Below are 16,145 nucleotides of genomic sequence, written 5' to 3' on the forward strand. Positions count from 1 at the left end.
TTTTTAGTAGCCTTGTTCCTGGCGTTCATGATTTACTTTGTTTTTGTCATAGTAGGCATTTTCAATTTGATCCAAATCAAAGCAAAAGCCAACAATGCCTATTGCTATAAAGACAAACCATGCATTTTTAAAGCAAAATTCTTGTTTCGAAATACCAAAGGTTTTTTCAACCTTTTCGTCCATTCCTTTTTCTGCAAAAGATTTCATTAACCAGTACTTAACTTCTAAAAAGGCCTTTGTTACATCTCCATCTAGACCTTCATCTTTGATTTCCATTATCGCTTCTTCGTAAATGTACAAAGATTCTTGCCATCTTTTTTCGATTGCTATAGATAAAAAGAAATGTAAGCAATCCACATATTCTTCAAGCAAAGGATTGTAATATTCCTTGTCTTCATCATTCATTACTGGTCTTCTAAGTTTTTGTGTTCGTGGTTCCTGATCGTTACTCCATTTCTTAAAACCTCGCCATTCGTTAGCGCACTCGCTTAATTCCACATCCAAAGCAAGTGTTTTCCAGTCGTGATTATCACCAAAAAGACTTTTATCGTTAACGATTACATCATCCAACTCTTTTTGCTTTTTTAATAGCTTTACAAGGTCCACAAACTCACCCCTCTGCATTTAAATGATTTAACCAGGCATAAATATCATTTGCTAGTTCTCTATTTGGTGTGGCAGCTGCATAAGCTTTTAGAGCTTTCCGTGCTGCTTGGTCTTTATCAGGTCTAAGAACAAAGCAACCGGTAACCGTAGAACCGTCCGACTTCTTTCTCACTTCATATTTGACGTATAACCCATCCATGCTTAAGCAGCCTCTCTTTTGAGCAAAACTAAGTTCCAGGAACCTAGTAAACACCCAGCCATCCATTTGGCATGTGCTTCTTTTTCCGCCTGGACCACTATTTTTTTATCTTTAACTGAAGTGCCAAAGTACCAGTTAATCATTTTCTTTCATCCTTTCTTGGTTATAGAAATACTCCAAGTCTGAAAGAGTAAGATCGTATAACGTTCGGCCGTCTTTCAACTTGGTATAACCAAGATTAGAAAGAAAATCTATATACCGCTTCCGCTTAACCTCAACGCTATTTGCTAATGTTCCCATCGTTAATCCCTTCTCTCTTTTCTTTGTAGGCTTTTAAGTGGTCGTTCATCTTGTTCTTAAAATCAGGACGTAAGTAAAGACGTAAGTAAAAATGTAGCTTTTCCGTGCTATCGTTTAAGGTGAGGACCTTCTTTTCTTTCAATAAAAAATCTAGTAGCAGTATCAAAGATGGTTCGTTATACTCTATGGCATCCGTGTACAGCTCTTTGATGGTCATTAGTACACCAGATCATGAAAGGTGTTGGTTTCTTTTACGAACTTCATTTTGTGCAAACCCGTCCTTCCCTGGCGGCTCTTCGCAAAGTTGATCTCCACAAGATCTTTTGTTTCTGGATCATCATTTTGGTAATAGTCAGGTCGATATAGCAGCATAACAACATCTGCTATTTGTTCAATGGTTCCAGATTCATTCAGATCACTTAGCACCGGACGCTTGTCCTGCCTGTTTTCCACTGACCTGCTTAACTGAGAGATAACGATGAACGGCACGTTGAATTCATTTGCTATCCCTTTCAGGTCCACTATGATATCGGATATATCACTATGTTTGTTTCCAGAAGGGTTTGTATGCTTTACCAGGGTTAAAAAATCAAGGGACACAATATGATCTTTATCCGGATGCTCCTTGATATTTCTCCTGACAGCTGACCTGATTTCTGGAACAGTGTTTTCTCTCCTGATATCAACATTCAATTTTTCCAGTGTTCTTATTGCCATCTGATACCTATCCCACTCCTGCCCATTCGGATCAAAGGTTTTATTTGGGTTTCGCATCTTCATGAGGTTGATTCTGCCTTCCATCGCAATCAACCGGTCTATCACTGGCTCGTCTGCCATCTCAATGCTGAACATGGTGTGAAACAGATTTTTGTTATTTTTCAAGCCGTTTAAGGCGCTGTTCATAACAAGGGCTGTTTTACCTACGCTGGGTCTTGCAGCAACAACAATCAAGTCAGTCCGCTGGAATCCATCAGTGTATTTATTTAGGCCGACATAACCAGTATCAATGCCGCTCAGACCTGTTTTTGGACTGTTGTAATGCTGTTCCATCCTGTTCGCTAGCTTTTCTTTGAACGATTCATTTCTCTTCACTGTGGCGGTTTCAAGCTTAGTGACGTTTGCAATTAGACTTGATAGTTCTGTTAGTTTGTGAGATTCCTTAGTATTCTCTAGGAAACTATTAACATGCTCCTGAGCAACCTGAACAGTATGAAAATCCATTATGAATTTCTCATAGGACTGAAACGAATGAACACTCGGTACACCGTTCATGATTTCTGACAGGTAGGCATTTCCGCCAAACTTCATGGTCTGGGATTCACCAAGCATCGCTAGTGAGACAACAGAGATTTCCTCGCCTTCGTTTTTTACCTCGATCATCGCTTTAAACAGTTCGCGATTTTTTTGATGAAAAAAGTGTTTAGGTTGTAACCGTGATTCGTTTAACAAGGTCGGATCCTTAAGGATAGAGCCTAAATAGAATGCTTCGTTTTGTGTCGCTAACTCGAATTTGTTCAATGTCCGGCCAACCCCTTAGAACATATAATCTTCTGGCTTTAATTCTTTTTGACTGGAAGAAGGAGGGCTTGCCCTTTGATTTTGGCCAACAAACTCTTTTCTTGCTGCTTTTGCCTGTTCCAAAGTCTGTACACCTTTATCGGACCAATTCTTAAGCACTTTTTTTAGGTAACTATAATTCATCTTGTTGCTTTCACAAGCCAGCTCCATCGCATAAAGAATGATTGGTCCACCTTCGTCAAAATCATCTAGCCAGGATAAGAGCTTGTTTTTCATTTCTGTGTGTCCAAAACCAAATCCATTCTGATCCCAGAAATGAAATATTTTCTTCACAGCTTCCTCTTCTGATGAGGAGGATATAGGAGGAGTATTTCTTTTACTTTCCTTTCCTTTCTTTTCCTTTAATGCATTGCCTTTGCTTTGCGTTTGCATTGCACCTGCATTACTTTCGCTGTCCGTTTGCTCTGAACCCTTGTCGCTATTGGCTTTTTTCCATCTTTTTTGTGCAGCCTTTTTTGCTTTCTCAGATTTTTCATCTCGTTTTTTCATTCTGTTTTTTAATGATTCGCTCCAAAAATGATTTTCATCAGAAATGAATAATCCAAATTCCTGAATGCAATCATCAACAAATTTATGCGCCGTTTCTGCATCGCATTGCATTTGCATTGCGAGTGCATTCCAACAGTATTTGCTTAATTCAATCTGATAATCGTTTTGGTCTCTCAGCATTTCTATGATGATCCAGTACCAACCGTATCCTTCTGCACCATATACACTTCTCATAGCCAATACTTTAGGATCATGCCTGGCATTGCTGTCATGTGAAAAATAGTATGCCTCTTTCACCCGGGCCCCTCCTTTCGATTGATTTTTTAATGATTGCTATGTAAAATAAAAATATACTTCTACAAAAGCAATCAACCGACTCGTGTTCCCAGCACGGGTCATTTTTTTAGCATCATTTCCCCAGAGCAAACATCTCTTACATTTTCTTCAGTCCAGCAAACTGGACATGTAACATCTTCCTGGCTTTCAAATGCTTGCTCTACTGCGAAACTTAAACAACAGCTTTCACATTCATAAACGTGATACGGTATCCCCTTTTTGCCACCTTTTTTTACGAGAAGGCCACTTTTCTGGATCGAGTTTCCTTTGTTCACTAATCATTTTGTAACACCTGTCTAAATCCATATTTAACGCTTTAGCAATATCAGTTACCTTCTCCCCTCTCAGGAATCGTTTATGAAGCTCAGCTAACATATGTATTTCACCTTCTTTCTGATGTTGGTCACATCGTCAGGAATAGGAACAAGGGACTGGAGGAGATAATTATAGGGTTGTTCCTATTCCCTGACGACAAGACCAAGCTTGCCGTGAATGAAGAGTTTTGATATTATTAAATTGTTAAACGTCATCGAACAATATATATGAGGCAGTTAGCGTGGCAGCGCTAGCTGTCTTTCTTCTTGTGCATTTTCAACCATGTAACCCACTGTTACGATATCTCTCAAATTTGTGGAGTGCTCAACACCATCAAGTTTTGTATGAAGATCCGCGTCTGCTACATAATCCAAAAGCTCTTTACTTATTTGCATAGTTCTCATTCTCCTTTTTTAGCCTCTCGACATTTTATTTAGATTTTATCTGTTCTTTACAAAGAACAACGTTTGCATTGTTAATTCGACCTTATTCAGCACAAAATTTCGCAAGTTAGGGTAAAAAAATCAGCTGCTGGATGCAGCTCTTTCTAAAACTGCTCAATCTAATTTGATTTGCGGATATGTATATCTGTTTTCATATCCTTCTTCAACCTGTATTTCATCATCCAGGTATTCAATCACATCACTCAGGTTTTCAATGATTTCTTCCCCCGATGCGCTTCCGTCCTGAACGATCATCTGAATGCTTAGTAGCTTCGCTTTTATATTTGTAATGAACCATTGTTTTCTGAGGTTGTTTTCATTTATTTTTCCAGAAGACTTTATGACGTTGCTCAATCATTCTGCCTCCTTTAGAGCTTTTAATTGCTGTTCTAATTCAGCTATTTGATCTTCTTTTGTCTGCTTGATGAAAAAAGTCATATCAAAACCATGGTCTGGAGTAACATTAAGCCATTTTCTTCCTTCTGCCATTCTTTCATCGACATTCGTTTCCAATTCAGAAGAATAATGATTAGCTTTTTCATAAGCTTCTGTTTGCGGTAAACGATGGTAACTTACTTTGATACTAGCTCCATCCTGTATAGCGTGATGAAGTACTTCTAGCTTCTTTTCGATACCATTCATGTTTTTTATCCTCCTTATATGGCCTCATTAGCCTGTTTTTCTAACCACTTGATAAAAGCGTCTCTCCCAACGCGCTTCAACCTACCTACACGAACTAGAGGGAAATCTTTACGTTCCATCATGTCGTATGCCGTCCACACAGAACATTGGTATATTTCTGCTACTTCTTTTGCTGATAGCACCGGTGGATATTCGTGAATCTCCTTCATCATTCCACCTCCTGTATAATAACTTCACGAACTGTTAACCTACTGGGCAAAAAAATATCTTCATGTTTTTTACCGAGTGCTTTTGCAATTTTCTTAGAAGTTTCTATGTCGACAGATCTTTCACCACTTTCGATATAGGAGTACATCGCTGGAGTTATACCTGCTTTTTCAGCCACTTCTTTTTTAGTAAGTTTTTTAGTTAACCGGGCCATAATAAGACTGTTCACTAATTTTCACCACCTTAACGTTTTGTTAAGTCCTTATGTACTTATAATAAACATAACAATTTGTTAAGTCAACCCTTTTCCAGTCAATTTGTTAAGTTTTTTGTTATAAGTTCCTTCTTCACTTAACAGATAGTAATATATTTAGTTAGGGGGTGTTGTTTTGGATATTGGGAAACTCATAAGAAAATATCGTAAGAATCGAAAATTAACGATGAAACAACTCGGAGACAAAATAAATAAATCAGAAGCAGCTGTTAGCCAATACGAAACAAGTAAAAGGGAACCCGATCTAAATACTCTCAAGGATATTGCAGACGCCCTACAGGTTCCATTTTCAACCTTTTTTGGAGAAGAGCAACATCTTCCGGAAGAATTAGAAGGAAGAGTTGATTGGATTGCTTTTGGAGAGGAAATGGAAGAGAGAAACTTAACTCCTGAAGAGATAAAAGAAATATTAGATTTTATGGAAAAACGTTTTAAAAAATGAACCCTTCTACCAAATAGGAGAATGGGTTCATTTTTTTATTGCTCTGTTTCCAAATTAAGTATAAAATGAAGTAAGAACAAACGTTCGTAAATGGGACTTTTGTAATAATTTGTCGATTTAGGTCATATGAAATATGTGGGTTTTTTGTCGAATCTTTATTACACTAAATAGTGTAGTTGAAGTCGGACGGCTGCAATGCAGCTATCCACCTTCCCCGCAATTCAACTTCTTTCGACAGGGACCCATTCATACAAATCATCGATGTTGCAACTTAATTCGGTAGCTATGGTCTTAGCAGTATTAAGGGACATAGATTTTCTTCGATGATTAACATAGTCTGAGATTTGTTGTAATGGTATCCCGGTCTTTAATGACAATTCCATTTGAGTCATTTTAACTTCTCTTAATCTTTTGCGGAGAAGGCATCGTCCGACTTTATACGCCATACGATACCTCCATATTTTATATGCCCAATTTCTATTCTAGCGGAAAAATATTCCGTATATAAGAGGTAAAGTCATAATTTCGTCACAGGGGGGCAAAACTTTTGATTAAGGTCTACAATCCAAATTTACCCAAAGGTGTCACAGTCAAAGTGCAGCAATATTTACTGATCGGAACAAAGGAAGAAAAAAATGAGGAGTGAGTTGTATGAAGGGGTCTTATCGAAAAAGGGGAAACACCTGGGAATTCACAGTCGATCTCGGGAAAGACCCAACCACAGGAAAGAGAAAGCGCAAATCTAAAAGCGGATTTAAAACAAAAAAAGCAGCACAAGCAGCTGCCAATGAATTGATGAATCAATATAACAAAGGTGAATACTTCGAGGTTTCAAATAAGACCTTTGAAGATTTTATAAATGAATGGATTGAGAACAGAGCGTCCAGAACACTCAGGGCTTCCACACTCGATACTCATAAATGGATTATAGATAAACATTTAATCCCTGCCTTTGGAGATATGCCTTTGGGTAACATTAAGCCGAAGGACATTGATTCTTTTTACAAAGAAAAAGAGGACGCCGGTTATTCCTCTGACTACATCGTTGATATGCACTCGATTCTTAGAAAATCTTTGAAGGTAGCGATTGAATGGGAATACATTCAAAAAAATCCTGTGGAAGCAGTTTCGCCCCCGCGAATAAAAGCAAAAGAAATTCAGACATGGACTATGGAGGAATCAAACAGCTTCTTGAAACATACTGAAGAGGAACCATTACATATTGCTTATGTATTGGCTATTTACACCGGAATGAGGAAAGGTGAAATACTCGGGTTACGATGGAAGGATGTTGATTTAGATTTTGGAAGGATCAGCATTACCCAAACATTAACCAGGACTAGAGACGGCCTGGACTTCCAGGAGCCTAAAACCAGAGGATCTAAAAGAAATATTTCAATCACGCCTTATGTCATAGAGGAATTAAAGAAAAGAAGAAAACAGATTAATGAAAATAAGCTGTTGTTAGGTCCGACAGGGTATGCAGAATATGATTTGGTAGTGTGTAATAACCTGGGCAATCCTATAGATCCGCGCAACCTGTTAAGACATTTTGACAAAATGATTAAACAAAGCCAACTTTCAAAAATCCGTTTTCATGATCTTCGCCATACACATGCTACCATACTTTTGAAATTAGGAGAACATCCAAAGGTTGTTTCTGAGCGACTTGGCCACAGTCGTATTGGAATCACCTTAGACACCTATTCACACGTTATACCAGACATGCAAAAGGACACAGCAAACAAATTCGAGCAAGCTATGAGGCAAACCCGCTGACGGCATTATTGACGACATTGACGACAAATTTGACGACAAACTTATATTTTTTAGCCTTATTTACACCAATTAATCCCAAAACGACATACAACAAACCCTTATAAATCAAGGTTTTCTTATTTGACCCAATACTGGACTCTATTTTGACAGGGTAGAGGTCACTGGTTCGAGCCCAGTACGGGTCACCATACATAACAAAGTATACAAGCCTGTTTCTCGCAATGGAGAAACAGGCTTTTTTTCATGTGTTTTTTTCCTTTCATTTAATCTATAAACCTATGCCAACGTGGAATTTAGGAACCGGCATATTTATAAAAGCATACATATAAATTGATAGATATACTCTGGCAATGTTAGAAGGTTGGGATAACGATAACAGTAAATATTGTATTCCTCAGTATATTATTATTAGTTATGTTTACTTTTTTAATTAAAGAATGGTTATTACCGGAAGTTACTATGTTTTTAACTCTTGCTGCCATTACTGTATTCGGGATTTTAACACCTGAGGAAGCTTTGGCCGGATTTTCTAATCCAGGCGTCCATACTGTAGGGTTACTTTTTATTATAGGGAGTGCAGTACAACAAACTAATATTTTTCATAGAATCTTCGATAAAATACTAGGGACTGGAGAGAGTTATAAACACACAATAACAAGGCTTATGGGTTCTGTAATGTTCTTTTCCGCTTTTATGAACAACACACCGATTGTTGTAATTTTAATATCTGTTATAAAAAAATGGGCCGTTTCCAGGAGTTTATCCCCTTCAAAATTCCTAATCCCCCTTTCATACGCCGCAATATTAGGGGGTTCCATCACCCTGATCGGTACATCGACTAATTTAATCGTCCACGGACTTTTATTGGATAAAGGGTTACCAGGATTCAAACTTCTCGATTTTGTTGTTTTTGGACTTCCCCTTTCAGTTGCAGGTTTGATCTATATGCTTATTTATGGACATCATCGACTTCCCAACCGTAAAATGCTGTCCGATTCATTAAAGGAACAAGAAAAAGATTACTTATTTGAATTTACCGTTCCGAAATCTTCAACTTTAGTTGGGAAATCTGTTTCTACTGGAGGACTAAGACATTTACAAGACCTTTTTTTAATTCAAATAATAAGAAATAAACAAACAATTTCTCCAGCCTCCAACATGGATATCATGAAAGAAAATGATAAATTAATCTTTTCAGGCAATATTGACAGTGCTATCTCTATAGCAAAGAAATTTGGATTAGTTCTGGAAATCGGATCATATGAAAACCTCTCACTTTATCAACGGGATAACATAAATTTAGTTGAAGCAGTAATATCCGGTTCCTCATCTTTACAAGATAAAAAAGTTAAGGAAAGTAATTTTCGCAGAAGGTTTAATGCTGCAATCGTGGCGATAAGAAGAAACAACAAAAACATCGTTTCAGGTATTGGCAATCTTCGTTTAAAACCAGGCGACACTCTTTTGCTGTTAACCGGAAAAGGATTTATGCAAGGAGATTATTCTGAGGACTTTTATGTGGTTAACTCTATAACGCTCAAACAAGACCTCCCACCATTTAAATCAAGAATTGCGATTTATGTATTGGTCGGGTTTATCCTTACAGCCTCTTTTGAAATTTTTCCTGTCTCACTATCAGCAATGATTGGTGCTGGAATAATTTTAGCTACAAATACTATAAAAATTTCAGAAGCATACAAGGCCTTGAAGTGGAATGTATTGATTCTGATGGCTATATCTATCGGAATAGGGGCTGCAGTAGAAAAAACCGGTCTTGCTTTACTGATTTCCCATATTTTAGTTAATTTTAATACTGGAATTCTTCTAATTGCATTTCTGTTCTATGCAATCACTTCAGGTCTTACAGAAATAATGAATAACATAGCAGCAGCAGCTTTAATGTTTCCGGTTGGATATTCAATCGCTTTACAACTGGGGTATGATCCAAAAATGTTTGCTATGATCACTGCGATTGCAGCATCGTGCAGTTTCATCACCCCGATCGGGTACCAAACAAACCTTCTTGTCTACGGTCCAGGAGGATATCGATTTTCCGACTATATCAAAGTCGGAACCCCTTTGAGTTTTATTACAATGGTTATCACTGTAATAACAGCTATTCTGATCTGGTCATAAATGTTTTGAAAGGAATCAAGAACCCACTAGCCCCGATATAGAAATTTCAATCGGAGAGTCTATCCAATTGTTGCTCCCATTCATTGAAGACAGCCTTTACTAAAGGAGTGTTCGTATTGTCCTTAAGCAAACCTCATGGTGGTATGTTAGTTAATCGCATTAATGAGACTTATGATTATTCAAACGTAAAAAAAGTGATTCAGATAGATTCTATTTCACTTTCCGATCTTGAATTAATCGCAAATGGTGCATATAGTCCGCTAACCGGTTTTGTCGGAAAAAAAGACTATGAATCAATAGTAAGAAATATGAGACTAGCTAATGGAACTGTCTGGAGTATTCCCATTACTCTCCCTGTTACAAGTGAGAATGCAAAACAGCTTCAAGAGGGTGATACAGCAGTTCTGGTTCACAAAGATATAAAATACGGTGTTATAGAAATTGAAGAGATATTTTCCCCTGACAAAGAGAAAGAAGCTCGCCATATTTACAAAACTACCGATCAATCTCATCCTGGTGTTAAAAAGCTATTCGAACGGGGCGAATTCTATATTTCCGGTCCAGTGACCCTCACGAAAAGAACAGATCCATCATTTTTTTCTGATTATCGACTAGATCCTAAAAATACACGAGAAGAGTTTCAAAAAAGGAAATGGAAAACAGTCGTCGGATTCCAGACACGCAATCCAATCCACCGAGCGCACGAGTATATTCAAAAGTGCGCACTCGAAACTGTAGATGGCTTATTTTTAAACCCATTAGTGGGTGAGACAAAAGCTGATGATATTCCTCCAGAAATAAGAATGAAAAGCTACCAGGCCCTTCTTGATATGTATTATCCTCTGGACAGAGTTATGTTATCTGTCTTTCCTGCAGCTATGCGGTATGCTGGGCCAAGAGAAGCGATTTTCCATGCGATTGTTCGAAAAAATTATGGTTGTACCCATTTTATTGTGGGAAGAGACCATGCCGGCGTAGGGGACTATTACGGAACTTATGAAGCTCAACAAATTTTTGGGGATTTTTCTCAGGAAGAACTAGGAATTGTTCCAATTTTTTTTGATCACAGCTTTTATTGTAAGAAATGCGGTAACATGGCTACTACGAAAACTTGCCCGCACGAAGGCAAAGACCATCTCATTTTATCGGGTACAAAGGTTAGAGAAATGCTGCGCAACGGCATAACGCCTCCATCTGAATTCAGTAGGCCGGAGGTAGTTGAAATACTCATTGAGGGAATGCAGAACCGTTAGCAACATTTTTTTACCGACAAGAAATATTGCTCCTTAAAAGAAAAAGAACCGTTGGTAATTTCCTTATCTCAAACGTCGTCTGCTTTACTGCAGGCGATTTTTCCGCTATAAGCATCCTGTATGGCTTGCCAAATCCATTCCTTATTGCCATCAATAACCTTTTATTACCCTTCATCTCCTTCTACATATTTTTTATTGTTCTCTGAACAAACCAAAAAAAGCAACCTGAAAAGTTGCTTAAGTTTCTATTATCCGGTTTGCCTATCTTCTTCATTTTGGAGGCTATCGTTCCGCTCCTCTTCTAGATCTCTCATACGATGGGCAAGACGGCTTGATGCGTTGGCAGCAATGGTCGCGATAAGATCATCTAAAAACGTGTGGATGCCATCTCCCACCTTAGTATCTAACTTTTCTATAATTCCTACTTTTTTCTTATCGAGATGACCAAATGTGGTTACTGCAATGCTACCATAACCGAACACTGCCCCAAGCGCAATCGTTTCATCCACTCCGAACAACCCTTCGTCCATTTCTACGATCGATTGAAGCGGTTCTGAAAGCTTATTTTGTTCAGCTAACTTATCCAGCTCAATCCCTACTAAAAGAGCATGCTGAATCTCCCGCTTCTCTAGAACTGCTTCAACGCTATCAATGCAATCGTCCATGCCTAGCTCATCAACATAAGGAGCCTGCATCATATAAACGATATCCGCGATATCGGAAATTGTGACGCCTCTTTCTTCCAGTAAAGCTCTTGCAGCTGCTTCTACTTCTCGGCTGTGTATCCTTTTCTTCATAACCTCGTCCCCTCTCCTCCTACATAACACGATTCGATTTGTGTTAAAATTATTATAGCACTAGCCTAGAAAAGTTTGTCAAATAAGGCGAAAAACATAGATATTTTTGTAAATTGGAGGCAACGGTATGAAAAATCGAGGCAGCATTGAAGAACGCAAAATATACAGCGGCATTCTGGATGAAGAAATTACATTAATGATTTATTATCCTTATAATTATTCGACACTTTATAAATATTCTCTTCTTATCGCACATGACGGAAGTGATTATTTCAAATTTGGAAGAATGGCCCGTACGATGGATGAGCTTCTAGAAGGAGAAGAAATTGAAGACCTTATCGTAGTAGGCATACCATATAACAGCGTCGAGGAAAGAAAAGAGAAGTACCATCCGGACGGAAAAAAACAGGGAGATTTTATGCGCTTTTTAGCGAACGAGCTCTCCCCTTATTTAGATGAGCAGTTTCCGACTTATCACTTAGGTTCTTCCCGGGCTATGATCGGCGATTCTCTGGCAGCTACCATCTCGCTAACCACAGCGTTACAGTACCCCCGGACGTTCGGGAAGGTTTTATTGCAATCCCCTTTTGTAAATGAAGAAATTATCCAAATGGTAGAAGATTTTAATTCTCCCGAGTTGCTGTCAATCTATCATGTAGCCGGAACGGAAGAAACGGACGTAAAAACAACAGATGGAACAACAAAAGACTTTATTACCCCTAATCGTGAGCTTAACAAAGTTCTTGGAGAGCGCGGCTTCGATTACTTCTACGAGGAATTTGAAGGTGATCATACCTGGAAATACTGGCAGAAGGATTTAAAAAGGGCGTTAAAAATGATGTTCAAAAAATAAAATATCCCATTCGAATATTTTGATAATTTTTGCTATAATTAAGAATGCATATTCTATTTGGAAACAGGGTAAAGTTGTAATTCATTAGAAAAGGCAATCGTACTTTGAATAAAGGGAACGGCTTATAACAATTCACCCTTTAATTCGAGAAATTTCAGGAGGGACAGAAAATGAAATACGGTATTGCAATATTTCCATCAAAAAAATTACAGGATTTGGCGAACTCATATCGTAAACGATACGACCCGCATTATGCACTGATACCTCCACACATAACTTTGAAGGAAGCTTTCGAAGCAGATGAAGATACAATCCAAGAAATGATACCTAAGCTTCATCAGATTTCTGACGAAAGCAAGCCTTTCAATCTTAATGTTTATAAAGCAGGTTCTTTTTCTCCTACAAACAATGTTATATATTTAAAAGTAAAAGAAGATGAAAAATTGATGAGTCTTCAAGAGAAGCTTAACTCTGACGGTTTAAAAACAGGACAGTCCTATGCTTTCGTGCCCCATATTACAATTGGCCAAGAATTGTCAGACGCTGAGCATTCAGATGTTTATCAAAGCCTGAAAATGAAGGATATCAATTATGAAGAAAAGGTTGACCGCTTCCAGCTCCTGTATCAGTTAGAAAACGGTTCATGGACCGTTTTTGAAACGTTCCACCTTGGCAAGGTGAGATAATTGGCAATTTTCGTAAAACGCGTTCGCTCCGAGCGGGAGTTACATGATGCATATAAAGTAAGAACAGAAGTTTTTGTAGAAGAACAAAAAGTACCGCCTGAAGAGGAAATCGATCAGTTTGAGGATCAATGCATTCATTTTGTTGCTTATGATGAAGGCGAGCCTGTTGGGGCAGGACGACTGAGAACTGTTGAATCCACTGGAAAAGTGGAACGGATATGTGTCGCCAAGTCCCATCGAGGAACCGGGCTTGGCAAGCAAATCATGAAACATATTGAAAAAGAAGCACATGAACAGGATTTTTCCATACTAAAATTGAATGCCCAGACGCACGCGGAAGAGTTTTACCGAAAGTTAGGATACGAAACGGATTCAGGTGAATTCCTGGACGCGGGAATTCCGCATGTTGCGATGAAGAAAAGACTGAACACTGAAACGGCTGTTTAATACAGCCGTTTTTTCTTTGGTTATTTTCCTCCTTCTATGTGAAAAATAACAGCAGAACAATAAAGTTATGGAGGGAAACATGACTATTTTAAATACCACAGTTGAATTGGTATTCGGTTTTTTCTCGCTTTTAATACTTACAAAGTTGTTGGGAAAAAGGCAAATATCTCAGATAACGCCTTTTGATTTTATTTCATCACTCATTTTAGGCGAGCTCGTAGGAAACGCGATCTATGATAAAGATGTTAAGATATGGTCTATTTTTTATGCGGTAATCTTGTGGGTTGTTTTAATTTTTATAATTGAACTTCTCACCCAAAAGTTTCGGAAAACAAGAACCGTACTGGAAGGAAACCCTTCTATTGTGATCAGAAATGGTGAAATCGACCGACAACAGTTGAAACGAAACAAACTGGACACAGATGAACTTCAGAATCTGCTGCGCCAAAAAAATGTTTTTTCGTTAAGAGAAGTTGAGTTTGCTATCTTAGAAACGAATGGAAGTATAAGCGTATTAAAAAAACCAGAATACGGTACCCCTACAAATAAGGATTTAAATATTCCAATCAAGCCTGTTTATCTCCCTGTCGCTTTTATCAGCGATGGATGTGTAGATGAAGGAAACTTAAAAAAAGCGGGTTTAACCAGAGAATGGCTGGATCAGCAGCTCAAAAGCCAATCCATTTCAGACCCTAAAGAGGTTATGTACGCCGAATGGAAACAGGACGAAGGGCTATTCATATCCAAAAAGAAAAAAGATTGAAAAAGAGCAGAAGTTCTCTGCTCTCTTTCCTATATCCAGGAAAAGCCTCCTGGTGGTCCTTGCTCTCCACCATCATTGCCTTCCTGGTTTTCATTTTCTCCTTCAACTGGCACTTCCGGATCTTCCTCTGAAGCTTCCCCTGTCTCCTGACCCTGTTGTGGTTGCTGTTGAAATTGTGGCCCTGGTCCAAAGAAGAAGTCGAAAGGTCCACCCATGTTTTCATTTCTTGCCTCTCTTCTATCCTGAACATTTCCTCCGCCTTCAATAACAACTTCGTTTGCTTTTATGATCAGCTTATCAACCTGAATAACCTTTTTCTTTTTTTCAGCCATATTCTTCCCTCCTTAACTCTATTCGTGACATGATATGCGTCCAACAGGAGGGCTGTATAGGCGCTTACAACATTTTTTTAGATAATTGCCAGCTGGACACTTATCCTACAATTTGGGCAGCCTAATTCCCTTAAATCAGGGCATGCACCCGTCACCGGAAGCCGATTGTCTAAATACTATAGTACTGTAATAAAACATTACAAAATTCAATAAGGAGTGATTAATCAATGAGTTGCGGACATGGAAAGACTGGCAAATGTGTCAGTGATATTCTTAGAAGAATTGCCGATGTGCAATCCGAAGTAACGGAAGGTTGTCGTGTGAGCTGTGAACAGTCCATTGAAGATCTTGTTTCCCCGGTGGCAGGAAACAATCTAAACACGATTCCACTAATCCTTTATTGTGGATGCGAACCATTTGAAGGGTTTGGTGTAAGAAGAGATAACAGCGGATTTGAATGCTTGAGCAGCTTCTTCTTCAGAGTTAAGTCGGTTGACGAACATGATTGTGCTGTTCTTGAACTATTAGAAGTTGATGGCATGGGTAACGGAAACGGCGGCCACGGTCCGAAGAATCCTTGCGATCAATTCGACGAATCAACTGAATTCACAAGAACTGGCATTTGTATCACAGCTGACCTTACCTGCTTCTGTGCAGTAAGCTGTTTGCCTGCTGTAAATGCTGTAATGGGCACAACTAACGGACGCCCTTGCAACGGTAACCACGACGACTAATATGAAGAGGACTACCATCGCGGTAGTCCTTCTTTCTTTAAAGGCTGATCATTCGAACATCTAAAATTTCGTCTAAATGCAAAGAAACCCGATACGGCCTTGCTATGGTGCGAACCTTAATCTGTCCTTCTTCTTTTCCAGTGATGATGCCTTTATGTGTTTTTTCTTCTGTTTGAATTTCCACTTTTACCGGGAAAGGCATGTTTAAAATGTAATTTATTCTTTCCTCGTTATCCATTTCCTGATAGGAGACTGTTTTCGTTTCTGTTTTAACATTTTCCTTATCCTCGATGTTTTCTGCGTCTTTAACAGGAAGATCGCTATTTCTTTCTTTTGTAGTTGTTTTAGATGAAGCAACAGTCTGCCTTTCAAATTGAATAGGCGAAAGTTTCGGCTGGGCGATATACATGACCGGATCAGTATTTTCCTTTCTTCTTCTACGCCTTTTTCTATTCAGATTATCCATCATATCACTCCTTTTATCATTCCTCTTTACATCCTATTCAAGAGCAAAAAAATGATACAAATGGACAT

General features: G+C 38.5%; 24 protein-coding genes. 9 read left to right on the forward strand and 15 right to left on the reverse strand.

What is annotated here, in order from left to right:
• Nucleotides 1-3 precede the first annotated feature (3 nt).
• The 11 genes from FCL54_RS08065 to FCL54_RS08105 all read right to left on the reverse strand — a co-directional run bounded on the left by FCL54_RS08065 (nucleotide 4) and on the right by FCL54_RS08105 (nucleotide 5,344).
• Nucleotides 4-606 carry a dUTP diphosphatase gene (locus tag FCL54_RS08065; protein ID WP_138125161.1) on the reverse strand — a complete coding sequence of 201 codons (603 nt, stop codon included), beginning with the start codon at nucleotides 604-606 and terminating at the stop codon, nucleotides 4-6.
• A gap of 4 nt (nucleotides 607-610) precedes the next feature.
• The gene (locus tag FCL54_RS08070; protein ID WP_138125163.1) at nucleotides 611-805 is read right to left on the reverse strand and encodes a hypothetical protein; all 195 of its coding nucleotides are present in this window, start codon (nucleotides 803-805) and stop codon (nucleotides 611-613) included.
• A 2-nt stretch (nucleotides 806-807) separates the two neighbouring features.
• Nucleotides 808-948 carry a hypothetical protein gene (locus FCL54_RS23895; protein WP_171016738.1) on the reverse strand — a complete coding sequence of 47 codons (141 nt, stop codon included), beginning with the start codon at nucleotides 946-948 and terminating at the stop codon, nucleotides 808-810.
• The gene (gene fbpA, locus FCL54_RS08075; RefSeq protein WP_138125165.1) at nucleotides 941-1,105 is read right to left on the reverse strand and encodes a Fur-regulated basic protein FbpA; all 165 of its coding nucleotides are present in this window, start codon (nucleotides 1,103-1,105) and stop codon (nucleotides 941-943) included. The genes FCL54_RS23895 and fbpA overlap by 8 nt, the downstream gene beginning before the upstream one ends.
• Before the next feature lie 216 nt (nucleotides 1,106-1,321).
• Nucleotides 1,322-2,623, reverse strand: a complete 1,302-nt coding sequence (locus FCL54_RS08080) for a replicative DNA helicase (RefSeq protein WP_138125167.1) — start codon at nucleotides 2,621-2,623, stop codon at nucleotides 1,322-1,324.
• Nucleotides 2,624-2,638: 15 nt separating this feature from the next.
• On the reverse strand, nucleotides 2,639-3,469 hold the full coding sequence (locus FCL54_RS08085) for a DnaD domain protein (protein ID WP_138125169.1): 831 nt from the start codon (nucleotides 3,467-3,469) through the stop codon (nucleotides 2,639-2,641).
• 590 nt (nucleotides 3,470-4,059) lie between these two features.
• Nucleotides 4,060-4,227 carry a hypothetical protein gene (locus FCL54_RS23900; RefSeq protein WP_171016739.1) on the reverse strand — a complete coding sequence of 56 codons (168 nt, stop codon included), beginning with the start codon at nucleotides 4,225-4,227 and terminating at the stop codon, nucleotides 4,060-4,062.
• A gap of 153 nt (nucleotides 4,228-4,380) precedes the next feature.
• A complete protein-coding gene (locus tag FCL54_RS08090) occupies nucleotides 4,381-4,620 on the reverse strand; it encodes a hypothetical protein (protein WP_138125171.1) in 240 nt (79 codons plus the stop codon).
• Entirely contained in the window at nucleotides 4,621-4,908 is a 288-nt protein-coding gene (locus FCL54_RS08095) for a hypothetical protein (RefSeq protein WP_138125173.1), read from the reverse strand.
• Between the two features lie 14 nt (nucleotides 4,909-4,922).
• Nucleotides 4,923-5,117 (reverse strand): helix-turn-helix domain-containing protein, encoded by a 195-nt coding sequence (locus tag FCL54_RS08100; RefSeq protein ID WP_246055177.1) that lies wholly within the window; start codon nucleotides 5,115-5,117, stop codon nucleotides 4,923-4,925.
• Nucleotides 5,117-5,344, reverse strand: a complete 228-nt coding sequence (locus tag FCL54_RS08105; protein ID WP_138125177.1) for a helix-turn-helix transcriptional regulator — start codon at nucleotides 5,342-5,344, stop codon at nucleotides 5,117-5,119. The genes FCL54_RS08100 and FCL54_RS08105 overlap by 1 nt, the downstream gene beginning before the upstream one ends.
• A gap of 160 nt (nucleotides 5,345-5,504) precedes the next feature.
• Here FCL54_RS08105 and FCL54_RS08110 point away from each other — a divergent pair, with 160 nt between their 5' ends.
• A complete protein-coding gene (locus tag FCL54_RS08110; RefSeq protein ID WP_138125179.1) occupies nucleotides 5,505-5,831 on the forward strand; it encodes a helix-turn-helix domain-containing protein in 327 nt (108 codons plus the stop codon).
• Nucleotides 5,832-6,052: 221 nt separating this feature from the next.
• Here FCL54_RS08110 and FCL54_RS08115 read toward each other — a convergent pair whose 3' ends face one another.
• Nucleotides 6,053-6,277: a helix-turn-helix domain-containing protein gene (locus tag FCL54_RS08115; protein ID WP_138125181.1), complete on the reverse strand. Its 225-nt coding sequence runs from the start codon at nucleotides 6,275-6,277 to the stop codon at nucleotides 6,053-6,055.
• 205 nt (nucleotides 6,278-6,482) lie between these two features.
• Between FCL54_RS08115 and FCL54_RS08120 the strand changes: the two genes are divergently transcribed.
• The 3 genes from FCL54_RS08120 to sat all read left to right on the forward strand — a co-directional run bounded on the left by FCL54_RS08120 (nucleotide 6,483) and on the right by sat (nucleotide 10,999).
• On the forward strand, nucleotides 6,483-7,610 hold the full coding sequence (locus FCL54_RS08120) for a tyrosine-type recombinase/integrase (RefSeq protein ID WP_138125183.1): 1,128 nt from the start codon (nucleotides 6,483-6,485) through the stop codon (nucleotides 7,608-7,610).
• A 414-nt stretch (nucleotides 7,611-8,024) separates the two neighbouring features.
• Entirely contained in the window at nucleotides 8,025-9,746 is a 1,722-nt protein-coding gene (locus FCL54_RS08125; RefSeq protein WP_138125185.1) for an SLC13 family permease, read from the forward strand.
• 116 nt (nucleotides 9,747-9,862) lie between these two features.
• Nucleotides 9,863-10,999: a sulfate adenylyltransferase gene (sat, locus tag FCL54_RS08130; RefSeq protein WP_138125187.1), complete on the forward strand. Its 1,137-nt coding sequence runs from the start codon at nucleotides 9,863-9,865 to the stop codon at nucleotides 10,997-10,999.
• Between the two features lie 248 nt (nucleotides 11,000-11,247).
• On the opposite strand, the gene FCL54_RS08135 is transcribed toward sat, so the two are convergent.
• On the reverse strand, nucleotides 11,248-11,796 hold the full coding sequence (locus tag FCL54_RS08135; RefSeq protein WP_138125189.1) for a phosphatidylglycerophosphatase A family protein: 549 nt from the start codon (nucleotides 11,794-11,796) through the stop codon (nucleotides 11,248-11,250).
• 127 nt (nucleotides 11,797-11,923) lie between these two features.
• On the opposite strand from FCL54_RS08135, the gene FCL54_RS08140 reads away from it, so the two are divergent.
• The 4 genes from FCL54_RS08140 (at nucleotide 11,924) to FCL54_RS08155 (ending at nucleotide 14,545) form a co-directional block, all read left to right on the forward strand.
• On the forward strand, nucleotides 11,924-12,649 hold the full coding sequence (locus FCL54_RS08140) for an alpha/beta hydrolase (protein WP_138125191.1): 726 nt from the start codon (nucleotides 11,924-11,926) through the stop codon (nucleotides 12,647-12,649).
• Between the two features lie 170 nt (nucleotides 12,650-12,819).
• Nucleotides 12,820-13,335 carry a YjcG family protein gene (locus FCL54_RS08145; protein WP_138125193.1) on the forward strand — a complete coding sequence of 172 codons (516 nt, stop codon included), beginning with the start codon at nucleotides 12,820-12,822 and terminating at the stop codon, nucleotides 13,333-13,335.
• Between the two features lie 6 nt (nucleotides 13,336-13,341).
• Complete coding sequence (locus FCL54_RS08150; protein WP_138125594.1) at nucleotides 13,342-13,782, forward strand: GNAT family N-acetyltransferase; 441 nt, start codon at nucleotides 13,342-13,344, stop codon at nucleotides 13,780-13,782.
• A 79-nt stretch (nucleotides 13,783-13,861) separates the two neighbouring features.
• The gene (locus tag FCL54_RS08155) at nucleotides 13,862-14,545 is read left to right on the forward strand and encodes a DUF421 domain-containing protein (protein WP_138125195.1); all 684 of its coding nucleotides are present in this window, start codon (nucleotides 13,862-13,864) and stop codon (nucleotides 14,543-14,545) included.
• A gap of 29 nt (nucleotides 14,546-14,574) precedes the next feature.
• On the opposite strand, the gene FCL54_RS08160 is transcribed toward FCL54_RS08155, so the two are convergent.
• Nucleotides 14,575-14,877, reverse strand: a complete 303-nt coding sequence (locus FCL54_RS08160) for a hypothetical protein (RefSeq protein WP_138125197.1) — start codon at nucleotides 14,875-14,877, stop codon at nucleotides 14,575-14,577.
• Between the two features lie 227 nt (nucleotides 14,878-15,104).
• On the opposite strand from FCL54_RS08160, the gene FCL54_RS08165 reads away from it, so the two are divergent.
• A complete protein-coding gene (locus FCL54_RS08165; RefSeq protein ID WP_138125199.1) occupies nucleotides 15,105-15,611 on the forward strand; it encodes a CotY/CotZ family spore coat protein in 507 nt (168 codons plus the stop codon).
• Nucleotides 15,612-15,648: 37 nt separating this feature from the next.
• On the opposite strand, the gene FCL54_RS08170 is transcribed toward FCL54_RS08165, so the two are convergent.
• Entirely contained in the window at nucleotides 15,649-16,077 is a 429-nt protein-coding gene (locus FCL54_RS08170) for a CotO family spore coat protein (protein WP_171016740.1), read from the reverse strand.
• Nucleotides 16,078-16,145: the final 68 nt, after the last annotated feature.

This window comes from Exobacillus caeni, from assembly GCF_005747095.1.
Classification (GTDB): domain Bacteria; phylum Bacillota; class Bacilli; order Bacillales; family Guptibacillaceae; genus Exobacillus; species Exobacillus caeni.

Coding starts and splice junctions, on each gene's coding strand:
- FCL54_RS08070 (WP_138125163.1), bottom strand. CDS start 805: ATGGATGGGTTATACGTCAAATATGAAGTGAGAAAGAAGTCGGACGGT.
- FCL54_RS23895 (WP_171016738.1), bottom strand. CDS start 948: ATGATTAACTGGTACTTTGGCACTTCAGTTAAAGATAAAAAAATAGTG.
- fbpA (WP_138125165.1), bottom strand. CDS start 1,105: ATGGGAACATTAGCAAATAGCGTTGAGGTTAAGCGGAAGCGGTATATA.
- FCL54_RS23900 (WP_171016739.1), bottom strand. CDS start 4,227: ATGAGAACTATGCAAATAAGTAAAGAGCTTTTGGATTATGTAGCAGAC.
- FCL54_RS08095 (WP_138125173.1), bottom strand. CDS start 4,908: ATGAATGGTATCGAAAAGAAGCTAGAAGTACTTCATCACGCTATACAG.
- FCL54_RS08100 (WP_246055177.1), bottom strand. CDS start 5,117: ATGAAGGAGATTCACGAATATCCACCGGTGCTATCAGCAAAAGAAGTA.
- FCL54_RS08115 (WP_138125181.1), bottom strand. CDS start 6,277: ATGGCGTATAAAGTCGGACGATGCCTTCTCCGCAAAAGATTAAGAGAA.
- FCL54_RS08120 (WP_138125183.1), top strand. CDS start 6,483: ATGAAGGGGTCTTATCGAAAAAGGGGAAACACCTGGGAATTCACAGTC.
- FCL54_RS08125 (WP_138125185.1), top strand. CDS start 8,025: ATGTTTACTTTTTTAATTAAAGAATGGTTATTACCGGAAGTTACTATG.
- FCL54_RS08135 (WP_138125189.1), bottom strand. CDS start 11,796: ATGAAGAAAAGGATACACAGCCGAGAAGTAGAAGCAGCTGCAAGAGCT.
- FCL54_RS08140 (WP_138125191.1), top strand. CDS start 11,924: ATGAAAAATCGAGGCAGCATTGAAGAACGCAAAATATACAGCGGCATT.
- FCL54_RS08145 (WP_138125193.1), top strand. CDS start 12,820: ATGAAATACGGTATTGCAATATTTCCATCAAAAAAATTACAGGATTTG.
- FCL54_RS08155 (WP_138125195.1), top strand. CDS start 13,862: ATGACTATTTTAAATACCACAGTTGAATTGGTATTCGGTTTTTTCTCG.
- FCL54_RS08160 (WP_138125197.1), bottom strand. CDS start 14,877: ATGGCTGAAAAAAAGAAAAAGGTTATTCAGGTTGATAAGCTGATCATA.
- FCL54_RS08165 (WP_138125199.1), top strand. CDS start 15,105: ATGAGTTGCGGACATGGAAAGACTGGCAAATGTGTCAGTGATATTCTT.
- FCL54_RS08170 (WP_171016740.1), bottom strand. CDS start 16,077: ATGGATAATCTGAATAGAAAAAGGCGTAGAAGAAGAAAGGAAAATACT.